14 protein-coding genes are annotated in these 18,433 nt (G+C 64.3%); 6 read left to right on the top strand and 8 right to left on the bottom strand.

Annotation, left to right across the window (positions count from 1 at the left end; all coding sequences use genetic code 11):
- Window positions 1–10: 10 nt before the first annotated feature.
- Both AXZ77_RS02710 and AXZ77_RS02705 read right to left on the bottom strand, forming a co-directional pair.
- Window positions 11–796 carry a metallophosphoesterase gene (locus AXZ77_RS02710; RefSeq protein WP_098409930.1) on the bottom strand — a complete coding sequence of 262 codons (786 nt, stop codon included), beginning with the start codon at window positions 794–796 and terminating at the stop codon, window positions 11–13.
- Window positions 793–1,881: a diacylglycerol kinase family protein gene (locus AXZ77_RS02705; RefSeq protein WP_255266393.1), complete on the bottom strand. Its 1,089-nt coding sequence runs from the start codon at window positions 1,879–1,881 to the stop codon at window positions 793–795. Before AXZ77_RS02705 ends, AXZ77_RS02710 begins: the two co-directional genes overlap by 4 nt.
- Before the next feature lie 247 nt (window positions 1,882–2,128).
- Here AXZ77_RS02705 and AXZ77_RS02700 point away from each other — a divergent pair, with 247 nt between their 5' ends.
- From AXZ77_RS02700 to AXZ77_RS02690, 3 genes are all read left to right on the top strand, one after another.
- Window positions 2,129–3,136: an ABC transporter substrate-binding protein gene (locus AXZ77_RS02700; protein WP_078602056.1), complete on the top strand. Its 1,008-nt coding sequence runs from the start codon at window positions 2,129–2,131 to the stop codon at window positions 3,134–3,136.
- 92 nt (window positions 3,137–3,228) lie between these two features.
- Window positions 3,229–4,140 (top strand): proline/glycine betaine ABC transporter permease, encoded by a 912-nt coding sequence (locus tag AXZ77_RS02695; protein WP_098409929.1) that lies wholly within the window; start codon window positions 3,229–3,231, stop codon window positions 4,138–4,140.
- Complete coding sequence (locus AXZ77_RS02690) at window positions 4,133–5,233, top strand: glycine betaine/L-proline ABC transporter ATP-binding protein (RefSeq protein WP_098409928.1); 1,101 nt, start codon at window positions 4,133–4,135, stop codon at window positions 5,231–5,233. Before AXZ77_RS02695 ends, AXZ77_RS02690 begins: the two co-directional genes overlap by 8 nt.
- Before the next feature lie 50 nt (window positions 5,234–5,283).
- Here AXZ77_RS02690 and AXZ77_RS02685 read toward each other — a convergent pair whose 3' ends face one another.
- Window positions 5,284–5,715, bottom strand: a complete 432-nt coding sequence (locus tag AXZ77_RS02685; protein ID WP_141536207.1) for a hypothetical protein — start codon at window positions 5,713–5,715, stop codon at window positions 5,284–5,286.
- Between the two features lie 189 nt (window positions 5,716–5,904).
- Between AXZ77_RS02685 and AXZ77_RS02680 the strand changes: the two genes are divergently transcribed.
- Together AXZ77_RS02680 and AXZ77_RS02675 are read left to right on the top strand one after the other, a co-directional pair.
- On the top strand, window positions 5,905–7,125 hold the full coding sequence (locus AXZ77_RS02680; RefSeq protein WP_098409926.1) for an efflux RND transporter periplasmic adaptor subunit: 1,221 nt from the start codon (window positions 5,905–5,907) through the stop codon (window positions 7,123–7,125).
- A 10-nt stretch (window positions 7,126–7,135) separates the two neighbouring features.
- Window positions 7,136–10,204, top strand: coding sequence for an efflux RND transporter permease subunit (locus AXZ77_RS02675; RefSeq protein WP_098409925.1), 3,069 nt, complete (start codon window positions 7,136–7,138; stop codon window positions 10,202–10,204).
- A gap of 143 nt (window positions 10,205–10,347) precedes the next feature.
- Here AXZ77_RS02675 and ptsP read toward each other — a convergent pair whose 3' ends face one another.
- The 4 genes from ptsP to AXZ77_RS02655 form a co-directional block, all read right to left on the bottom strand.
- Window positions 10,348–12,591 (bottom strand): phosphoenolpyruvate--protein phosphotransferase, encoded by a 2,244-nt coding sequence (ptsP, locus tag AXZ77_RS02670; protein ID WP_098409924.1) that lies wholly within the window; start codon window positions 12,589–12,591, stop codon window positions 10,348–10,350.
- Between the two features lie 40 nt (window positions 12,592–12,631).
- Window positions 12,632–13,885 (bottom strand): aspartate kinase, encoded by a 1,254-nt coding sequence (locus AXZ77_RS02665; protein ID WP_098409923.1) that lies wholly within the window; start codon window positions 13,883–13,885, stop codon window positions 12,632–12,634.
- 156 nt (window positions 13,886–14,041) lie between these two features.
- Window positions 14,042–14,476: a DUF1178 family protein gene (locus AXZ77_RS02660; RefSeq protein ID WP_098409922.1), complete on the bottom strand. Its 435-nt coding sequence runs from the start codon at window positions 14,474–14,476 to the stop codon at window positions 14,042–14,044.
- A 67-nt stretch (window positions 14,477–14,543) separates the two neighbouring features.
- On the bottom strand, window positions 14,544–15,752 hold the full coding sequence (locus AXZ77_RS02655) for a 3-deoxy-D-manno-octulosonic acid transferase (RefSeq protein WP_098412414.1): 1,209 nt from the start codon (window positions 15,750–15,752) through the stop codon (window positions 14,544–14,546).
- 168 nt (window positions 15,753–15,920) lie between these two features.
- Between AXZ77_RS02655 and AXZ77_RS02650 the strand changes: the two genes are divergently transcribed.
- The gene (locus tag AXZ77_RS02650; RefSeq protein ID WP_098409921.1) at window positions 15,921–17,516 is read left to right on the top strand and encodes a GMC family oxidoreductase; all 1,596 of its coding nucleotides are present in this window, start codon (window positions 15,921–15,923) and stop codon (window positions 17,514–17,516) included.
- 156 nt (window positions 17,517–17,672) lie between these two features.
- On the opposite strand, the gene AXZ77_RS02645 is transcribed toward AXZ77_RS02650, so the two are convergent.
- Window positions 17,673–18,428 carry an EcsC family protein gene (locus tag AXZ77_RS02645; protein WP_098409920.1) on the bottom strand — a complete coding sequence of 252 codons (756 nt, stop codon included), beginning with the start codon at window positions 18,426–18,428 and terminating at the stop codon, window positions 17,673–17,675.
- Between the last annotated feature and the right edge of the window lie 5 nt (window positions 18,429–18,433).

The raw sequence follows: 18,433 nt of genomic DNA, 5'->3' as shown, positions 1-18,433 counted from the left end.
CCCAAACCGATCAGGCTTTGACCCACGCCCCATCGGGGCCCCGCGTGAATTCGTCGGCCCCGATCGGCTCGAAGCTCATGTCGCGCGCCCCGTAAAGCGTGATCGACAGAGCGTCGCGCCCCCCTTCAATCACATTGAACGTATTGGGCTCGCCGCGCAGGCGCGAGGACAGACCCGTCCCCGCCTGCACGAACAGGATGCCCGGGACCGCCGAGAAGGGTGCCACCGATCCGCTGTGCAGATGCCCCGACAGCACGAGATCCGCGCCGCAGTCCGACATGCCCTCCAGCGCATCCCCTGCCCCGTCCATGAGCGCCTTGTCGACCTCGGGCCCATGTTCGAGCGGATGGTGCATCACCGCGATTCGCAGCCTCTCTCCCGCCTCGCCGAACTCCCGACACAGCCGAGAGATCGTCCGCTCGGGCACCTTGCCGCGCTGCCAGGCGAAGCGGTTCACGGTATTCACACCGACCGCCTTCACGCGATCGGTCTCGAAGATCGGCTCCAGATTATGATTGATCGCGGATTTGTAGCGCCCGAAGGGCTTGAGCATCCGCAGGAAGAGGTTGTCGAGCGGCGTGTCGTGATTGCCGGGCACCGAAAGCGTCTCGCTTTCGATCTGCTCCACGAAGCACCGCGCCTGCGCGAACTGGCCGCGTCGGGCGCGCTGCGTGAAGTCCCCGGAAATCACCGTCAGATCCGGTGCGAGCCGGTTCACCGCCGTCAGGAGCGGCGTCTCGAGCTCGGGCAGGCTGCGCCCGAAATGCAAATCGGAAAGGTGAACGATACGGGTCATGCGGTCGCGTCTTGGGTCTCGGTGTCCGTGTCCTCGGCTGGCAGCACGATCCATAGCGGCGCGTCGGACATCTTGAAGCGGTAGGGGCTTTCTTCGCGGCACTTCTCACCGTCGAAGGCCAGCAATCCGCGCCCGCGGGCGGTTTCGATCTCGAAGGATTTCGCACGGATCAATTCGTAATCCTCGCCCCGTTTGGTCTTGCGGCGCACCAGCCGCGACGACAGGCGGAAGAGGTCGCGGCGGCTCTGCGCCTTCGCCACCAGCACTGCGAAGGCGTCGTCGCTGATGACCGTCGCCCCATCGAGCCCGAAGAAATCGAGCTGATAGGCCGAGCGCGCGATGAAGACGAGCGCGGTGCGGCGGCTTCTGGTTTCCCCGTCCGCCGTGAGCTTCAACCGCATCGGGCGCTGGAAGCGCAGGAAGGTCTTGAAGACCGACCAATGCGCCACGATCCGGCGACGGCCCCAACGGGCGTAGATGTCTTCGCGCGCCTTGAGGATCGACGGGTAGATACCGAGCGACGCGTTGTTCAGAAACACCCGCCCGTTCACCTCGCCGACCCGGATCGGATGGGCGCTGCCCTCGCGGATCGCCCACGCCGCCTCCTCCGCATCCTCGGAGAGGCGCAGCCCGCGCGCAAAGAAGTTGAACGTGCCGAGCGGCAGCACCGCCATCGGCACCTCCTGCCCCACCAGCGCGCCCGCGACGGCCATTGCAGTGCCGTCTCCCCCCGCCGCGACGATCATCTCCGCACCGTCGTCGAGCGCCTTGCGGACGGTCGCCACAATGTCGCTTTCCGGGGACCACCGGTAAAGCGACGCACCGTCACCAAGCGCGTCCATCGCGCGGCGGATCGCCTCTTCATCTTTCGCGTTGCCGCCCGAAGAGGGGTTCGCGATCAGCGCGACCGCCTGCCGGCGCAATGCGACGCTTGGCTCCGGCGGGGTGCCATTCGTCAATTTTTCATCGCCTTTTTCGCCATTCATCCCGGACTGGAGCGCGGATTTCGCGTCTCGATCCACGAGGCTATCAGGCCCCGTATCATTCTCCGGTTTGACGGAATCCTTCGGCTCGGCAGTCATCATGTCACCTCTTCGTCGCGGCTGTAACGCCGCAGGGAGGTGGAAAGGTCCGTGAAAAGGTTGCGCCTCGGGACTTGGTTATTTACGACATAGAGTGTCGGAATTTGGCAAGTCTTGCGACCATTATCGCGTGAGCGTGACTGTGCGAAGATTCCAACCTGGGGAAAAACCGGGACTTATCGCGACCGATATCGCGGCGGCAGCCCGCGCGGATCGCATCAATCAAAGCTGCCGCAACAGGAGGACCTGGATGAACAAGAAAGCGCTTGCCGCGTTACTGACGGCGCTGCCGCTGGCGACCTTCTCGGCGCCTGCTTTCGCCGCAGACGGCGAATGTGGTTCCGTTACCGAAGCCGAAATGAACTGGGCTTCGGCCGGGGTCGCTGCTTGGGTCGACAAGATCATTCTCGAAAACGGCTACGGCTGTGACGTGACGCTGGTGACCGGCGACACGATGCCCACCTTTACCTCGATGAACGAGAAGGGTGAGCCCGACATCGCACCCGAGCTTTGGGTGAACGCGGTGAAAGTCGCGCTCGACAAGGCCGTCAGCGAAGACCGCCTCGTGATCGCTGCCGAAATCCTCAAGGATGGCGGCGAAGAAGGCTGGTGGATCCCGAAATACGTCGCCGACGAGCACCCCGAGATCAAGACGGTCGACGATGCGCTGGCGCATCCCGATCTGTTCCCCGATCCCGAAGAGCCGTCCATCGGTGGCGTCTACAACTGCCCGTCGGGATGGAACTGCCAGATCTCGACCGCGAACCGCTTCAAGGCTCACAAGGCCGAGGAGAAGGGCTTCAAGCTGGTCGACACCGGTTCGGCTGCGGGTCTCGACGGCTCGATCGCCAATGCCTACGAGTCCAAGAAGGGCTGGCTGGGTTACTACTGGGCCCCGACCGCGATCCTCGGCAAATACCCGATGGTCAAGCTCGACGCCGGCGTCGAGGGCGACAAGGAAGCCTGGGACAAGTGCAACTCGCAGGCCGATTGCGTCGATCCCAAGCCCAACGCCTACCCGACCTCGGACGTGTACACGGTCGTGACCAAGGAATTCGCCGAGAACAACGCGGTGGCGATGGACTACCTCGGCAAGCGTGAATGGTCGAACAAGACCGTGGGCGAATTCCTCGCATGGCAGGCCGACAACCAAGGCACCAACGAGGACACCGCTTACTACTTCCTCGAGAACTATCCGGACGTCTGGAAGGCATGGCTTTCCGACGATGTGATCAAGAAGGTCGAGGACGCGCTCTGAGCGGGCGATCCGAGATTTTGGCGCGCGTGAGGGGAGCCTCGCGCGCGTTTTCTTTTAACCGGCGCAAATAATCGACCGGAGGACATAACAAGATGGCATCTTCATGCTGGGGCTTGCCGGAACTGCTCTGTGAGTTCCCTTCCCTTCCCAACTCCACCCTGCGTCACATGCGCATGGGCATCGACGACGGGTTTCGCGGCATCGTTCGCGCTTATTCCGATCAAATCGACGCGGCCACCCGGCCGCTTCAATGGTTTCTCAACACCCTAGAACACGCCTTCGTGGACACGCCGTGGTTCATCATCTTCGCGCTGATCCTCGTCGTGGTGTGGTTCGCCTCGCGCAATCCGAAGATCGTGCTCGGCTCGTCCATGGGCCTTGCCTTCATCGGCATCTTCGGCCTGTGGGAGGACACGATGACCACCCTCGCGATGGTCACGGTGGCGACGCTGATCGCGATCGTCCTCGGCCTGCCGATCGGCATCCTGATGGCGCGTTCGGACCGGATGCAGAAAATCCTGACGCCGGTTCTCGACGTCATGCAGACCATGCCATCCTTCGTCTACCTGATCCCGGTCGTCGTGATCTTCGGTATCGGTAAGGTGCCCGGCGTGATCGCCGTGGTGATCTACGCGATCCCGCCGATGATTCGCCTGACCAATCTGGGCATCCGCCTCGTGGACAAGGAAGTCATCGAAGCCGCGGACGCCTTCGGCGCCAATCCCCGTCAGAAGCTCTGGGGCGTGCAGCTTCCGCTGTCGCTGCCGACGATCATGGCGGGCGTCAACCAGACCATCATGATGGCGCTGGCGATGGTCGTCGTGGCCTCGATGGTCGGCGTTGGTGGCCTCGGTAAAAACGTGCTGCAGGCGATTAACAACCAGTTCTTCACCATCGGCTTCCTGAACGGCTTCGCACTCGTTGCGATCGCGATCATCTTCGACCGCGCGAGCCAGGCGTTCGGCAAGCGGCTGCAGAAACATTCGGAGGCTGGCCATGACTGATGCCACGACCAACACCGATACCGGCAACCGCTCGGGCATCGAGATCCGCAATCTCTACAAGATCTTCGGGGCGCGCCCCAAGGATTACGTGGAGAAGGTGCAGGCCGGCATGGGCAAGGAAGAGCTCAACGACAAGCACAAGCACGTTCTGGGCCTGCAAGACATCAACCTAGACCTGCCGCCGGGCAAGATCTCGGTGATCATGGGTCTGTCGGGCTCGGGCAAGTCGACGCTCATCCGCCACATCAACGGGCTGATCATGCCCACGGCCGGGGAGATCCTCTATAACGGCCGCGACGTGGTGAAGATGAACGAAGAGGAGCTGCGGGAATTCCGTCGCCATGAGACGGCGATGGTGTTCCAGAAGTTCGCGCTTCTGCCGCACCGGACCGTGCTGGAAAACACCTGCTACGGGCTGGATATCCAAGGGGTCGACCGGTCGAAATCGGAACCGATCGCGAAGAAATGGATCGAGCGCGTTGGGCTCGCGGGCTACGAGGATAACTATCCGAACCAGCTCTCGGGCGGGATGCAGCAGCGGGTGGGCCTTGCCCGCGCGCTGGCCAACGATGCGGACATCCTGTTGATGGACGAAGCGTTCTCGGCACTCGACCCGCTGATCCGCATGGATATGCAGAAGGTGCTTCTGGATCTTCAGGCCGAGCTGAAGAAGACCATCGTCTTCATCACCCACGACCTCGACGAGGCGCTGCGCCTTGGCGACAAGATCGCCATCCTGCGTGACGGCGCGCTCAATCAGGTCGGCACGGGGCAGGAAATCGTGCTGCGCCCGGCGAATGAATACATCGCCGAGTTCGTGCGCGAGGTGAACCGTGGCCGTGTGATCCGCGCCGAAACCATCGCCTTGCCGTTGCCCGAGGGCGAGTTGCCGAAGATGAAGGTGAAAGCCAGCTCGGTGCTCGAAAAGATCGCGCGCCGGATGGCCGATGCCGAGGTGCGTACGGCAACGGTTGTCGACGCGGCCAACAAGCCGATCGGGGTGGTCGACATGACGACGATCCTGACGGCAATGGTCACGCCCGCGAGCGTCGAAGAAGGCGATGACGAGGTCGAGGAAGACAACGCCGCCTGAATACTACGGGGTCGCCGCGCCAGCGTGGCGGCCCTGCCCGGCCAGTGCCGTCAGAGCCAGCTTGGTCCACGACGCGACAATCGCGTCATGTTGGCGCTGGTGTGGTTTCCGATCTGCGTGATCGACGCCGAAATCGCCCGATCCGCCGTTTGCCCCCGCAGAAGCGCGAATGCCGCAGCCTCCGCCGCCGCAGCGACCGCCACGGGCTTTTCCTGCACCATCTGAAGCGATTCGAGCGGGGAGACATCCCAGAGCCCCATCATTCCCGCAACGCGCATCGAAATCACCGCTTGTGCCTCCAAGCCGATCCGCGCGGCCTCGAAGCCAATGCGCATAAAAGACAGGGGATCCATACCAACACCTCGAACCAGAACATCGCTGCAAAGCGACGTCAGGTCGTCAGGATCGCAGGTATCGGTTAAGCTAATGCACTCTTCTTCACCGTCGAGCATAGAAAAATCAGATTTTCGCGAGATGAGCATTCGTGAAGCCCCGTTATGGCTATGACGCACAGACTTTTCGCCTTGCATTCACGGTACTGTGACCCATCCTTTTAACGTCACTCGCGTATTGACAGTACAAGGACGTGAACCAAATGGTTCAAAATCGCGCGCAGGTCGGCCGGCGGGGTCGTATTCGCGTGCAAACAGGGATTCTGACGGGACAGCCAAATGATCAAACGCCTCCTCATCGCCCTCGTCGCGCTCATCCTCGTGGTGGGTGGCGTCGTCGGCTACAATCTTTTCCGCTCGAAGATGATCGCGCAGTTCTTCGCAAACATGACACAGCCCCCCGTGGCGGTTTCGGTCAGCGAAGTGAAGCCGATCACCTGGCAACCGGGCCTCGAGGCGATCGGCACTGCCGCCGCCGTGCGCGGCACCGAACTGGCCGTCGAAATGGGCGGCACGGTTCAGGAGATCCATTTCAAGGCGAATGACAAGGTCGAGAAGGGCCAGATCCTCATGCAGATCGACGACAGCTCCGAGCGCGCCGATCTGGCCTCGGCCAAGGCCGCTCAGGATCTCGCCGAGACCAATCTCAAGCGCGCGCGCCAGCTTGCCGACCGGGGCGTGTCCGCCACGTCCAATCTCGATCAGGCCGAGGCCAGCGCGCAGGAAGCGCGCGCAAGCGTCGCGAAGCTGCAGGCCGTGCTCGAGAAGAAGCGCCTGACCGCGCCCTTCGCGGGCATCATCGGCATCCCGCAGGTGGAGGTCGGCCAGTATGTCGGCACCGGCACCACCTATGCGACGCTGCAGGATCGCGACCATATGCGCGTCGATTTCACCCTCTCCGAACAGCAGGCGCGTCACGCCGAAGCGGGCCAGACCGTCAAGGTGAAGACCGAGGACGGCTCGGTCGATCTGGAAGGCAAGATCACCGGCATCGAACCCAAGATCGACCCGAATTCGCGGCTCGTGACCCTGCGCGCCGAGGTCCCCAACGGCGAAGGAAAGCTGACGCCCGGCCAGTTCGTCCACGTCACGGTCGTGCTGCCCTCCGAGGACAACGTGATCGCGCTGCCGCAAACGGTGGTGAGCTCGAACCTCTACGGCGACTCGGTCTTTGTGGTGCGCAAGCAAACGCCCGAGGGCGCGGATCAGCCGCAACTGGTGGCCAAGCAGGTCTTCATCACGCTCGGCCGCCGCTCGGGCACGCTCGTCGAAGTGACGAAGGGGCTGAAGGCGGGCGACATGGTCGTCAACGCGGGTCAGAACAAGCTGAACTCCGGCGCGACGGTGAGCATCGACAACGCGATTTCGCCCGATCCCGACGCCCCCTCGACCGAAGAGGTGATGAAAGCCTTCGGCATGGAGGGCAACGCGGTAGCAAGCTCCGACACGACGTCGGACGCCCAATCGGACACGACCTCAGACGGCGCGAAGGCGCAGTAAGGCCAAGCCCATGAACATCTCCGAGATCTTCATCCGCCGCCCCGTCCTGTCGATGGTGCTGGGCGCGTTCATGCTCCTGCTCGGCGCGCAGGCCTATTTCAACCTGCCTGTCCGCCAATATCCGGAAGTCGAGGAAACGGTAGTCACGATCACCACCGCCTATCCCGGCGCCTCGCCCGAACTGATTCAGGGCTTCATCACCTCGCCGCTGGCCGCCGCCGTGGCGACCACTGAGAACGTCGATTACGTCACGACCCAGTCGCGGCCCTCGGCCTCGGTTATCTCGGTCCATATGAAGCTCGGGTCGAACTCCGACGCGGCGATGACCGAAGTGCTCTCGAAGGTGCAGCAGGTCAAAGGCCAGCTGCCCTCTGCCGCGAAGGACCCGGTGATCCAGAAGGGCACCGGCCAGACCTTCGCGCTGATGTATCTCGCGGCGCTCAACCCCAACATGACGCCCGAGCAGCTGACCGAATATCTGCGCCGGGTGATCCGTCCGCGCATGTCCACGATTCCGGGCGTGGCCCAGACCCAGATCATCGGCGCTTCCGATTACGCGATGCGGGTCTGGATCGATCCGGACAAGCTCGCCGCGCGCGGCGTCACGGCATCGGAAGTCGTGGGTGCGATTCAGGCGTCGAACTTCCTCTCGGCCCCGGGCAAGACGAAGAACGAATACGTCGCCCAGTCGATCACGCTGCAATCCACGCTGCAAACGCCCGAAGCCTTCGGCAAGCTGCCGATCTCGGGCAAGGGCGATGACGTGGTGCGGCTGCGCGATGTCGCGAAGATCGAACTCGCCAAGGCCTCCGAGAACGAGATCGTCACCTTCGAGGGCAAGGAGGGCACCTTCCTCGGCGTCTATCCGACGCCCGCCGCCAACCCGCTCGATACGGCGGCGGCGGTGCGCAAGGCGCTGCCCGACATCAACGCCTCGCTCCCCGAAGGCATGAAGATCCAGCTGGTCTACGACTCGACCGAGACGATCTCGGCCTCGATCCACGAGGTGTTCAAGACCATCGGCGAAGCGGTCGCGATCGTGACCGTGGTGATCCTGCTGTTCCTCGGGTCGCTGCGCTCGGTGGCAATGCCTATCGTGACCATTCCGCTCTCGCTGATCGGGGTGCTCGCGGTGCTCTTGGCGCTGGGATACTCAATCAACCTTCTCACATTGCTGGCAATGGTGCTGGCGATCGGTCTCGTGGTCGATGACGCGATCGTGGTGGTGGAGAATATCCACCGACATATCGAAGAGGGGATGAAACCGATCCCGGCCGCCGTGCAGGGCATGAAGGAGATCACCGGGCCGGTCATCGCGATGACGATCACGCTGGCCGCGGTGCTCGCCCCTCTGGGCTTCACCGGCGGGCTGACGGGGCAGTTGTTCCGGGAATTCGCCTTCGCACTAGCGGGGTCGGTGATCCTGTCGGGGGTGATCGCCCTGACGATCACGCCGATGATGTCGGGCCGCCTGCTGAGACATGGCGAGTCCAAGGGCTTCCAGGCCTTCGTCGACCGCAATTTCGACCGGCTTTCGGGCTGGTACGGGCGGCGCGTCGATGGCTCGCTCGATCTGCGGGGGATCACCCTGCTCATTGTCGTCTCGCTCGTGGGCGTGACCGGGTTCATGCTGATGAACACCAATTCCGAGCTTGCCCCGGATGAGGATAACGGTGCGCTCTTCGCGATCCTGAACGGGCCGCGCTACGCGACCAGTGAGTACACCCAGAAATATATCGACCAGGTCGGGCGCGACACGGCCGATATTCCCGAAGTGCGCACCGATTTCTCGATCGCGGGCTTCGGCGGCGACAGCTCTCAGGGCATCTATATCTGGGCGCTCAAGGACTGGGCGGATCGCAATCGCAGTCAGAAGGAAATCCAGCAGGAGATTCAGGGCGATCTCGGCAAATCGACCGGGTTGAAAGGCTTTGCCTTCGCCCCGCCGTCGCTGCCGGGCACCGGTGGCGGCCTGCCGATCTCGGTGGTGATCCAGTCGATCCACTCCGCGAAACGCGTCGCCGAGGTGGCCGAGGAGATCAAGAACAAGGCGCAGGCCTCGGGCAAGTTCATCGTCGTGCAGAACTCGCTCAACTTCGACAGCCCGCAGGTCAATGTCACGATCGACCGCGACCGGGCGGCGGCGCTGAACGTGCCGGTCTCCGATATCGGCTCGACCTTGGGCTTGCTGGTGGGCGAGGCGTCGGTGGCGCAGTTCGACCGCGACTCCAACAGCTACGACATCATCCCGCAGGTGCCGCAGCGGTTCCGCGCGAACCCGGAAGAACTGGGCCGCTACTTCGTGCGCTCGTTGTCGGGGGCGATGATCCCGCTATCGTCGCTCGTGAAGATCGACACCGGGGTGAACGCGTCTTCGATCGAACAGTTCGACCAGCTGAACGCGGCCACGATCACGGCGCTGCCGCTGCCCGGTGGCTCCACCGGCGAGGGCGTGCAGACCATCGTCGACATCGCCAAGCAGGTGATGCCCGAAGGCTTCTACGTGAACTATTCGGGCCAGTCGCGGATCGAGACGCAGCAGGGCAACACCATCCTGATCGCCTTCGCGGCGGCCGTGCTGGTGATCTACCTCGTGCTCGCCGCGCAGTTCGAGAGCTTCCGCGACCCATTCATCATCATGATGACGGTGCCGCTGACGATCTTCGGGGCCGTGCTGCCGCTGAACCTCGGGTTGGGCACGCTCAACATCTATTCCGAGGTGGGGCTGATCACGCTGGTCGGCCTGATCACGAAGCACGGGATTCTGATGGTCGAATTCGCCAATCAGCAGCGCGAGCAGTCGGGCCTCACCCGCCGGCAGGCCATCGTGAAGGCCGCGCAGACCCGTCTGCGTCCGATCCTGATGACCACCGCCGCGATGGCGCTGGCCGTGGTGCCGCTGATCCTCGCGCAAGGCGCGGGCGCAGAGGCGCGCAAGGCGATGGGCCTCGTGATCTTCTCGGGGATTCTGATCGGGACGATGTTCACGCTGTTCGTGGTGCCGATGTTCTACACGTTCATCGCGCCCTCGGATAAATCTTTCAAGGAAGCGGAAGCGAAGCGTCTGGCCGCAGGCTGACGCATAAAGACAAGGCTGGGGGCTTCGCGCCCCCAGACCCCCGCGGGATATTTGGGCCAAGGCGAAGTGTCAGAGCTTCGCCTTGGCCCAAAATCATTCCCGGGGTGAGATTTCGTGGATAGGAGCGGCAGCCCCTGCCCCGCTCAGAGATGGGCGAGGTAGCTCGTCACGGCGGGGCGCACGCTGGATTGACCGGCATTGCGCGCCTGCTGGATCACCTGCCGCAGCTCGCCCAGATCGGCGCGACGGATCAGGTGTTTGACCGGGCCGATTGAGGCGGGCCGCATCGAGAGCGTGCGGATGCCGAGCGCCGCGAAGGTCAGCGACTCGATCGGGCGGCCTGCATCCTCGCCGCAGAAGCTGAGATGGGTGTCCGAGACCGCACAGCGCGCGATGATCCGTTCGAGGAAGTTCAGGAACGACCCGTCGAGCGTATCGTAGCGGCGGCGCACCCGTTCGTTCTCGCGGTCGGCGGCGAAGAAGAACTGCTTCAGGTCGTTGCCGCCGATCGAGATGAAATCGCAATCGCGGTAGAAGCTATCGGGGGCGAAGCCGAGGCTCGGGGTTTCCAGCATCGCACCGATGCGCAGCTCTTCAGGCACGGTGCGGCCCAGCTGCGCCTCGCGGTCGCGCACCCGCAGCAGCGTGTCGCGCGCGGCATAGAATTCCTCGGGCAGCGCGATGAAGGGAAACATGATCGAGGTCGGGCGGCCGTCGGCTGCGCGCAGGAGCGCCTGCAGCTGCATCCGCAGAATCCCCGGCTTGTCGAGCCCCACCCGCAGCGCGCGCCAGCCCATCGCGGGGTTCGGCTCGTCCTGCGGTTTCATATAGGGCACGACCTTGTCGGAGCCGATATCGAGCGTGCGGAAATTCACCCGTTTGCCGTCGGCGGCATCCATCACCCGCTTGTAGAGCTGCACCAGCTCGTTGCGGCGCGGTACCTTGGTGCGGGTCAGGAATTGCAGCTCGGTGCGGAACAGGCCCACCCCGTCGGCGCCGGAGCCCTTCAGCGAGGGCAGATCCGCCATCAGCCCCGCATTCATCATCAGCGAGACGGTCTGGCCCGATTTGTCCATCGCGGGCTGGTCGCGCAGCGAGGCGTAGCGTTTCTGTGCCTCCGCCTGCATCGCGATCTTGTCGCGGAAGGCATGGGCCACGCTTTCCTCGGGGCGCAGATGCACCACGCCCTGATCGCCGTCGACGAGGATCGGATCGCCGTTCAGCGCCTCGGCGGTGATCCGGCCCGCATGGATCACCAGCGGGATCGAGAGCGCGCGGGTGACGATCGCGGCATGCGATCCGACGGAGCCTTCCTCCAGCACCACGCCCTTGAGCTTGCGGTCATAGTCGAGCAGTTCCGCCGGGCCGATATTGCGCGCCACCAGCACCGGGTTTTCCGGCATCTCGGCGCCGGTATCGCTGCCCTGCCCCGTCAGCTGCCGCAGCAGGCGGTTCGACAGGTCGTCGAGATCGTTGAGCCGTTCGCGCAGGTAAGGATCGGGCGCCTTGCGCATCCGGTCGCGCGCGGCGTTTTGTTCTTTCTCGACCGCGGCTTCGGCAGAGAGACCGGCGGCGATGTCTTCGAGCATCCGCCGCTTCCAGCCCTTCGAGGCCGCGAGCATCTTGAAGGTCTCCAGCACCTGCCGCTGATCCTTGTCGATCAGGGTCGGGCTGGCCAGCATCTCGTCGATCTTGCCGCGCAGTTCGGTGATCGCCTCTTCGAGACGCGCAGCCTCGGCCTCGGGATCCTCGGCCACCGGGTTCGTCACGACGACGCGCGGCTCGTGCAGCCAGACGCGGCCCTCGGCGGCGCCTTCCTGACCCGTCGCGCCGCGGAACATGACCGGGAAGCGATGCGTCGCGCCGATCTCGGAGTTCTCGCCGCCGGTGAAAGCGCCGAGTTCGGTCATTTCGGCCAGCACCATCGCGACGACCTCGAGCCCGTAAAGTTCATCATCCGAGAAGCTGCGCTCGTCCTTCGACTGCACGACCAGAACGCCCAGCTTCTCGCCCACGCGCTGGATCGGCACGCCGACGAAGCTGGAATAGATCTCTTCGCCCGTCTCCGGCATGTAGCGGAAACCCGGCTCGGAGGGCGCATCGGCGGAGTTGATCGGACGACCCGACCGCGCCACGCGGCCCACGAGACCCTCGCCCAACCGCATCCGCGTGTGGTGGACAGCCTCTGCCTTCAGGCCCTCGGTGGCGCAAAGCTCGAGCGTTTCGGGATCGCGGAACAGATAGATCGAGCACACTTCGGTGCCCATCGAATCCGCGATGATCTGGGTGATGTGATTGAGCCGGTCCTGCCCGTCGCCCTCTGTGGCCAGCGTATCGCGCAGGCGTCGCAACAGCGTGCGACTATCACTTTCGCTCAGTTCCACCATCCGCGCAGGTCGTCCCTGTTTCTGCGGCCCTTCGGGTTACTCAGGCCTTGTCGAGTTCGAAGGCATCATGCAGGGCCTGAACCGCCAGTTCCAGATATTTGCGGTCGACCAGCACCGAAATCTTGATTTCCGACGTAGCGATAACCTTGATGTTCACGTTTTCAGCGGCCAGCGCCTTGAACATCTTCGCCGCGACCCCCGCATGGGAGCGCATACCGATGCCCACGACGGAGATTTTCGCCACGTCTTCGTCGGCGACCAGTTCGTCGAACTTGATCAAGCCAGCGTCGCGGGCGTCTTCCATCGCCTTGCGGGCGCGCGCGACCTGATTGACCGGGCAGGAGAAGGTCATGTCGGTAACCTTGACCTCATGCTCGGCCTGACGCTCGGAGATGTTCTGGACGATCATGTCGACATTCACCCCCGCATCGGCGAGCGGCCCGAAGATCGCGCTGGCGATGCCGGGGCGGTCTTCGACCGTCACGAGGGTCATTTTCGCTTCGTCGCGGGAAAAGGCGACGCCGGAGACAACTTTCGATTCCATGATTTTATCCTCGTCGCAGACCAGAGTGCCCGAATTCTCCGTGGTTTCCTCGAAGGAGCTTAGCACGCGCAGCGGCACCTTGTAGCGCATCGCGAGCTCGACCGAGCGGGTTTGCAGAACCTTCGCCCCGAGGCTCGCGAGTTCCAGCATCTCCTCGAAGGCGATGCGGTCGAGCTTGCGCGCCTTCGAGGAGACGCGCGGGTCGGTGGTGTAGATGCCGTCGACATCGGTGTAGATGTCGCAACGCTCCGCGCCGAATGCGGCGGCGAAGGCCACGGCGGTCGTGTCGGAGCCGCCCCGGCCGAGCGTGGTGATCCGGTTCTCCGGCGAAAGCCCCTGGAAGCCCGCGATCACCGCGACCTTGAAGCCTTCGGAAAATTTCTGGTCGAGATTTTCGCGCGGGATCGACAAGAAACGCGCCGCGCCATGCGCCGAGGTCGTGTTGATCGGCACCTGCCAGCCCTGCCAGCTGCGCGCGGAGACACCCATCTCCTGCAGGCGCAGCGACATCAGACCGGCTGTGATATTCTCGCCCGAGGCGACCACGGCGTCATATTCGCGCGCATCGTAGAGCGGCGAAGTGGTCTCGACCCAGTTGACGAGTTCATTGGTCTTGCCCGACATCGCGGAGACAATGACGATGACATCGTAACCGCGTTCGACTTCGCGCTTCACCTTTTCGGCGGCGTTGGCGATCCGGTCGAGATCGGCGACGGAAGTGCCGCCGAATTTCATCACCAGAATGGGCATGGAAATCCCCCTTGGGCAGAGTCGGGCCTCTGCTAGCTCAAGCCGTTGGGCCGCGCAAGAGATTTGGCGTTTTGAGGGCCTCAGATCGGCGCTGGAGCGCTGCCCCTCTTCGCTTTCGCGAATTCACCCCGGGATATTTGGAAAGAGCGAAAAGGGTCAGTTCGTCTTGCGCGTGGACAGGAAGGGCAGCGGCAGAACCGGCAGCCCGTCCTCCAACATCTTGCGCGCCTCTTCGGGCTTCGCCTCGCCGTGGATCGCGCGCTTCTTGGCGGTGCCCTCATGCATCGCCCGCGCTTCCGTGGCGAAATTCATGCCGACGTAATCGGAATTCTTCTCGATCTCGCGGCGCACCGCGGCGAAGGCCTGTTCGGCCTCGGATTGCGGCTGCGAGAGAGGGCGCTCGGGGGCGGGCTCGCCCGTCTTGCGCGCCTGTGCGACAGGCGGCGCCATCAGCGATTTCTCGACCTTTTTCGAACCGCAGATCGCACATTCCAGCTGGCCTGCGGATTTGAGCGCCTCGAACCCGGAGGCCGAGGGGAACCAACTGTCGAAGCGGTGCTCATTCTCGCATTGCAGCGTATAACGGATCATGTCTGCATCTCCCGGATGCATATGGAAATAAGCGTTTTAGGCCGCGATGCAAGCGCATCGCAGTCGCTCAGAGCCGCGCGAGGAGCGCCTTTGCAAGGCTTTCGACATCGGCAGGCGGGCCAAGAGCCCCCCGTGCGGCGCGCGCCATTTCGGCCTGCGCGCCGGCGTCGAGCGCGATGAAGGCGGCCGCAATATCGGCTTCGGTTTCGCAAAGCTGTGCCCCGCCTGCCGCGTCGAGTGCGGCAAAGGCCTCGGCGAAATTCGCGACATCGGGACCGTGCAGCAAGGCGCAGCCGAAGCCCGCGGGCTCGTAGGGGGTATGGCCGCCCTTTTCGACGAGCGAACCGCCGACGAAACACAGGCCTGCGCTCGCATACCAGCGGCCCATCTCGCCCAGCGTGTCGGCCAGATAGACCTCCGCCGTCGGAGGCTCGTCCTTCGAGCGGGTGGCATGGTGCAGCCCGGCCTTGGCGATCAGCGCCGCGATCTCGGGCGAACGGCGCGGATGGCGCGGGGCGAGGATCAGGCGCAGGCCGGGGCGGCGCGCGCGCGCCTTCGCGAAGGCGGCAAGGATCGGTGCGTCTTCCCCCTCATGGGTCGAGGCGGCCAGAACCGTATCGCTGCGCGGCCAGTCGAGCGGCACGCCGCGCGCGACGGTGATCGCCGTCTTGAGATTGGCGGGCGGCATCAGTCGGTCGCGCGGCAGACCGAGATCGAGGAACCGCGCCTCGGACCCCGCATCCTGCGCCGAGAGCGCGGTGATCTGGGCGATCATCGGCTGCACCATCCCGATCTTCGCCCAGCGCGCGGCAGAGCGGGCCGACATCCGTGCGCCGATCACGAAGATCGATCGTTTTTCCTGCGCCACCAGCGCCATGCGGTTCGGCCAAAGTTCATTCTCGATCACGACCAGCGCGCGGGGATCGTGCCGCGACAGGAAGCGCCGCAGCACCGCGCGATGATCGAGCGGCGCCATGCGGATCGCGATGCGCGGATCGGCCCAGCCCTGCCCCAGCTCGCGCGCCGTCACCGTGTTCACCGTCACCAAAAGCTGCAACGCGGGATCTGCGGCCAGCAGCGCATCGATCAAAGGCTTGGCGGAGGTCAGCTCTCCATTCGACGCGGCATGCAGCCACAGACGGTGCGGCGCGGCCTCCCCGCCGCCCAACCGCTCCGCCAGGGCGGTCCGGCTTTCCCGCCCGCGCAGCACGCGCCAGAGCAGCGCCGCCAGAACAGGCAGGCTCGCGATACTGACGAGAAGGCGGTAAAGGACCATCACAGGCTCCGGCGAGATTTGCGCCATAGAACGGATCACCCCCCTCACAGGCAAGCCCTTCGTGGCGTTTTCGCAAAGCGACTTTGCGCAAATGAACGGGCCATGACCTTGTTTCCCGCGCGGCAGCTTGCGACAGTCATGCCCGGAGGCGCAGTTCGGGAGGGGCTTATGGAGCAATACGATTACATCGTCGTCGGCGGCGGCAGCGCAGGCTGCGTTCTGGCGAACCGCCTGTCGGAGGACCCCAAGCACAAGGTGCTGCTGCTCGAAGCAGGCGGGCGCGACAATTACCACTGGGTGCATATCCCGGTGGGCTACCTTTACTGCATCGGCAATCCGCGCACCGACTGGGGCTACAAGTCGAAGGCCGATGCCGGGCTGAACGGGCGCGAGCTGCTCTATCCGCGCGGGCGTATCCTTGGCGGCTGCTCCTCGATCAACGGCATGATCTACATGCGCGGTCAGGCGCGCGATTACGACATGTGGGCGCAGTCGGGCAATCCCGGCTGGAGCTGGGACGACGTGCTGCCGCTGTTCAAGAAGCAGGAAGATTTCTATCGCGGCGAGAGCGACCTGCACGGCGCGGGCGGAGAGTTGCGGGTGGAAGAAGCTCGCGTGCGCTGGGAGATGCTCGACACGTTCCTCGAGGCCGCCGAAGAGGCAGGCTTCCCACGCACCGACGATTTCAACACCGGCACCAACGAGGGCGGCGGTTATTTCCACGTCACGCAGAAAGCCGGCTGGCGCTGGAGCGCGGTGAAAGCCTTCCTGAGACCCGCGATGAAACGCCCCAACCTGCGGATCGAGACCAATGCGCAGGTCGAGAAGCTCCTGATCGAGGACGGCCGCGTCCTCGGCATCCGCTACAATCAGAACGGCCAGAGCCATGACGTGAAGGCGGGCGAAACGGTGCTCTCGGCAGGCTCGATCGGCTCCGTGCAGATTCTCGAGCTGTCGGGGATCGGGCGCGGTGACGTACTGTCCGAGCATGGCATCACCCCGGTGGCCGAGGTCGATGGCGTGGGCGAGAACCTGCAGGACCACCTGCAACTGCGCCTCATCTACAAGGTCTCGGGCGTCAAGAGCCTCAACACCATGTCCTCGACGCTTTGGGGCAAGGCGAAGATCGGCATGGAATATGCGCTGTTCCGCTCAGGTCCGATGTCGATGTCGCCCTCGCAAGCCGGCATCTTCACGCGCAGCTTCCCCGAGAAGGAAACGCCCGATCTGGAATATCACGTCCAGCCCGTCAGCCTCGACAAGTTCGGCGATGCGGTCCACCCCTTCCCCGGCATGACCGCGAGCGTGTGCAACCTGCGCCCCGAAAGCCGCGGCCATGTGCATATCACCTCGCCCGATTTCCGCGCCCATCCCGAGATCGCGCCGAATTACCTCTCGACCGAGGGCGACCGCCGCGTCGCCGCCGAAGCGATCCGGCAGGTCCGCCGCGTGGCCTCGCAACCCGCCTTCGCGAAATACAAACCCGAAGAGTACAAGCCCGGCCCGGACTATCAGACCGAAGCCGAGCTGGTGAAAGCCGCAGGCGATATCGGCACCACGATATTCCACCCGGTCGGCACCTGCCGGATGGGCTCGGATGACGGCGCCGTGGTGGACTCGCGGCTGCGGTTGAATGCGCTGAAGGGGCTGCGCATCGCGGATGCCTCGGTGATGCCGACGATCACCTCGGGCAACACCAACGCGCCGACGATGATGATCGCCGAGAAGGCGGCGCAGATGATCCTCGAGGATGCGAAGGGCTGAGGCTCCGCCTCCCCCTGAGGCTTGGAGGGGGCGCGGCCCCCGCTCCTTCGGAGCCCCCCGGGATATTTTCGCCAAGGCGAAGAGAGGTTTCCTTCCTCTTGGTCTAAATATCCCCGCCGGAGGCATCCGACCGCGACCAGAGGCGCGGCGCTTCGATCACGTGGCGATGCGGGCGACAAGCTCCTCGCGCAGCACGCCCTCATCGGTGCCGGTATCGCGCGCAAGGCGCTTGAGGCCGAAATGGACGCGGGCGATTTCCTGATAATAGCTGGTGAAAGCGTAGTTGACGGCCGCGCCTGCGACCGCGCCAAGAACCGGGGCCGCCTGAGCCGCAAGCTTCTGCCCCAGCACGATCGACAGGCGCGGCGCGACCTTGGCGATCAGCGATTTCAGGCTCGGCCCGGTGATCGTAGCGCGCGCGGCGAGGAAGCTCAGGTCCATCCCGTCATCATCTTCGAGCGGCCCGGCAGAGGCGAAGACCCGCAGACATTCGAGCCGCACCTCTTCCGAGGCCGGATCGAAGCCATGTTCGGCCGCGATGCCCTGAATGGCGCGCAGCAGCATGGTGACCGTGAACGGCAATTCCGCGAGCGAACTGCCCAAGCCCCCGACACCGCCCGCCGCGCCCATCGCGGTGGTCAGCGTGCGGTTCATCCAGTCGGGCCGGTCCGAAACGATCCCGCGCGAGCGCTCGGCGGCGGTCATCGCCCCTGACAGTGCGCGTTCCGTCGCCCCATCCAGCCCATTGCGGACTGGGGTGGGCAATTTGCCCAAGAGCCCCTCGGCAGAGCCTCCGATATAGCCGATCACCTGCATCACCACGCCGCCCGCCGCGCGGTGGCGTTTCGCGAGCGAGTCGAGCTGCCCCAGAATCGCCGGGTCGCTCACGGGGGGAAGAATATCTGCCATCATCGCCT

The organism is Thioclava sp. ES.031, assembly GCF_002563775.1.
Taxonomy (GTDB): domain Bacteria; phylum Pseudomonadota; class Alphaproteobacteria; order Rhodobacterales; family Rhodobacteraceae; genus Thioclava.
Note: the sequence above shows the minus strand (reverse complement) of the source record. Positions and strands in the feature narration are given on the sequence as shown.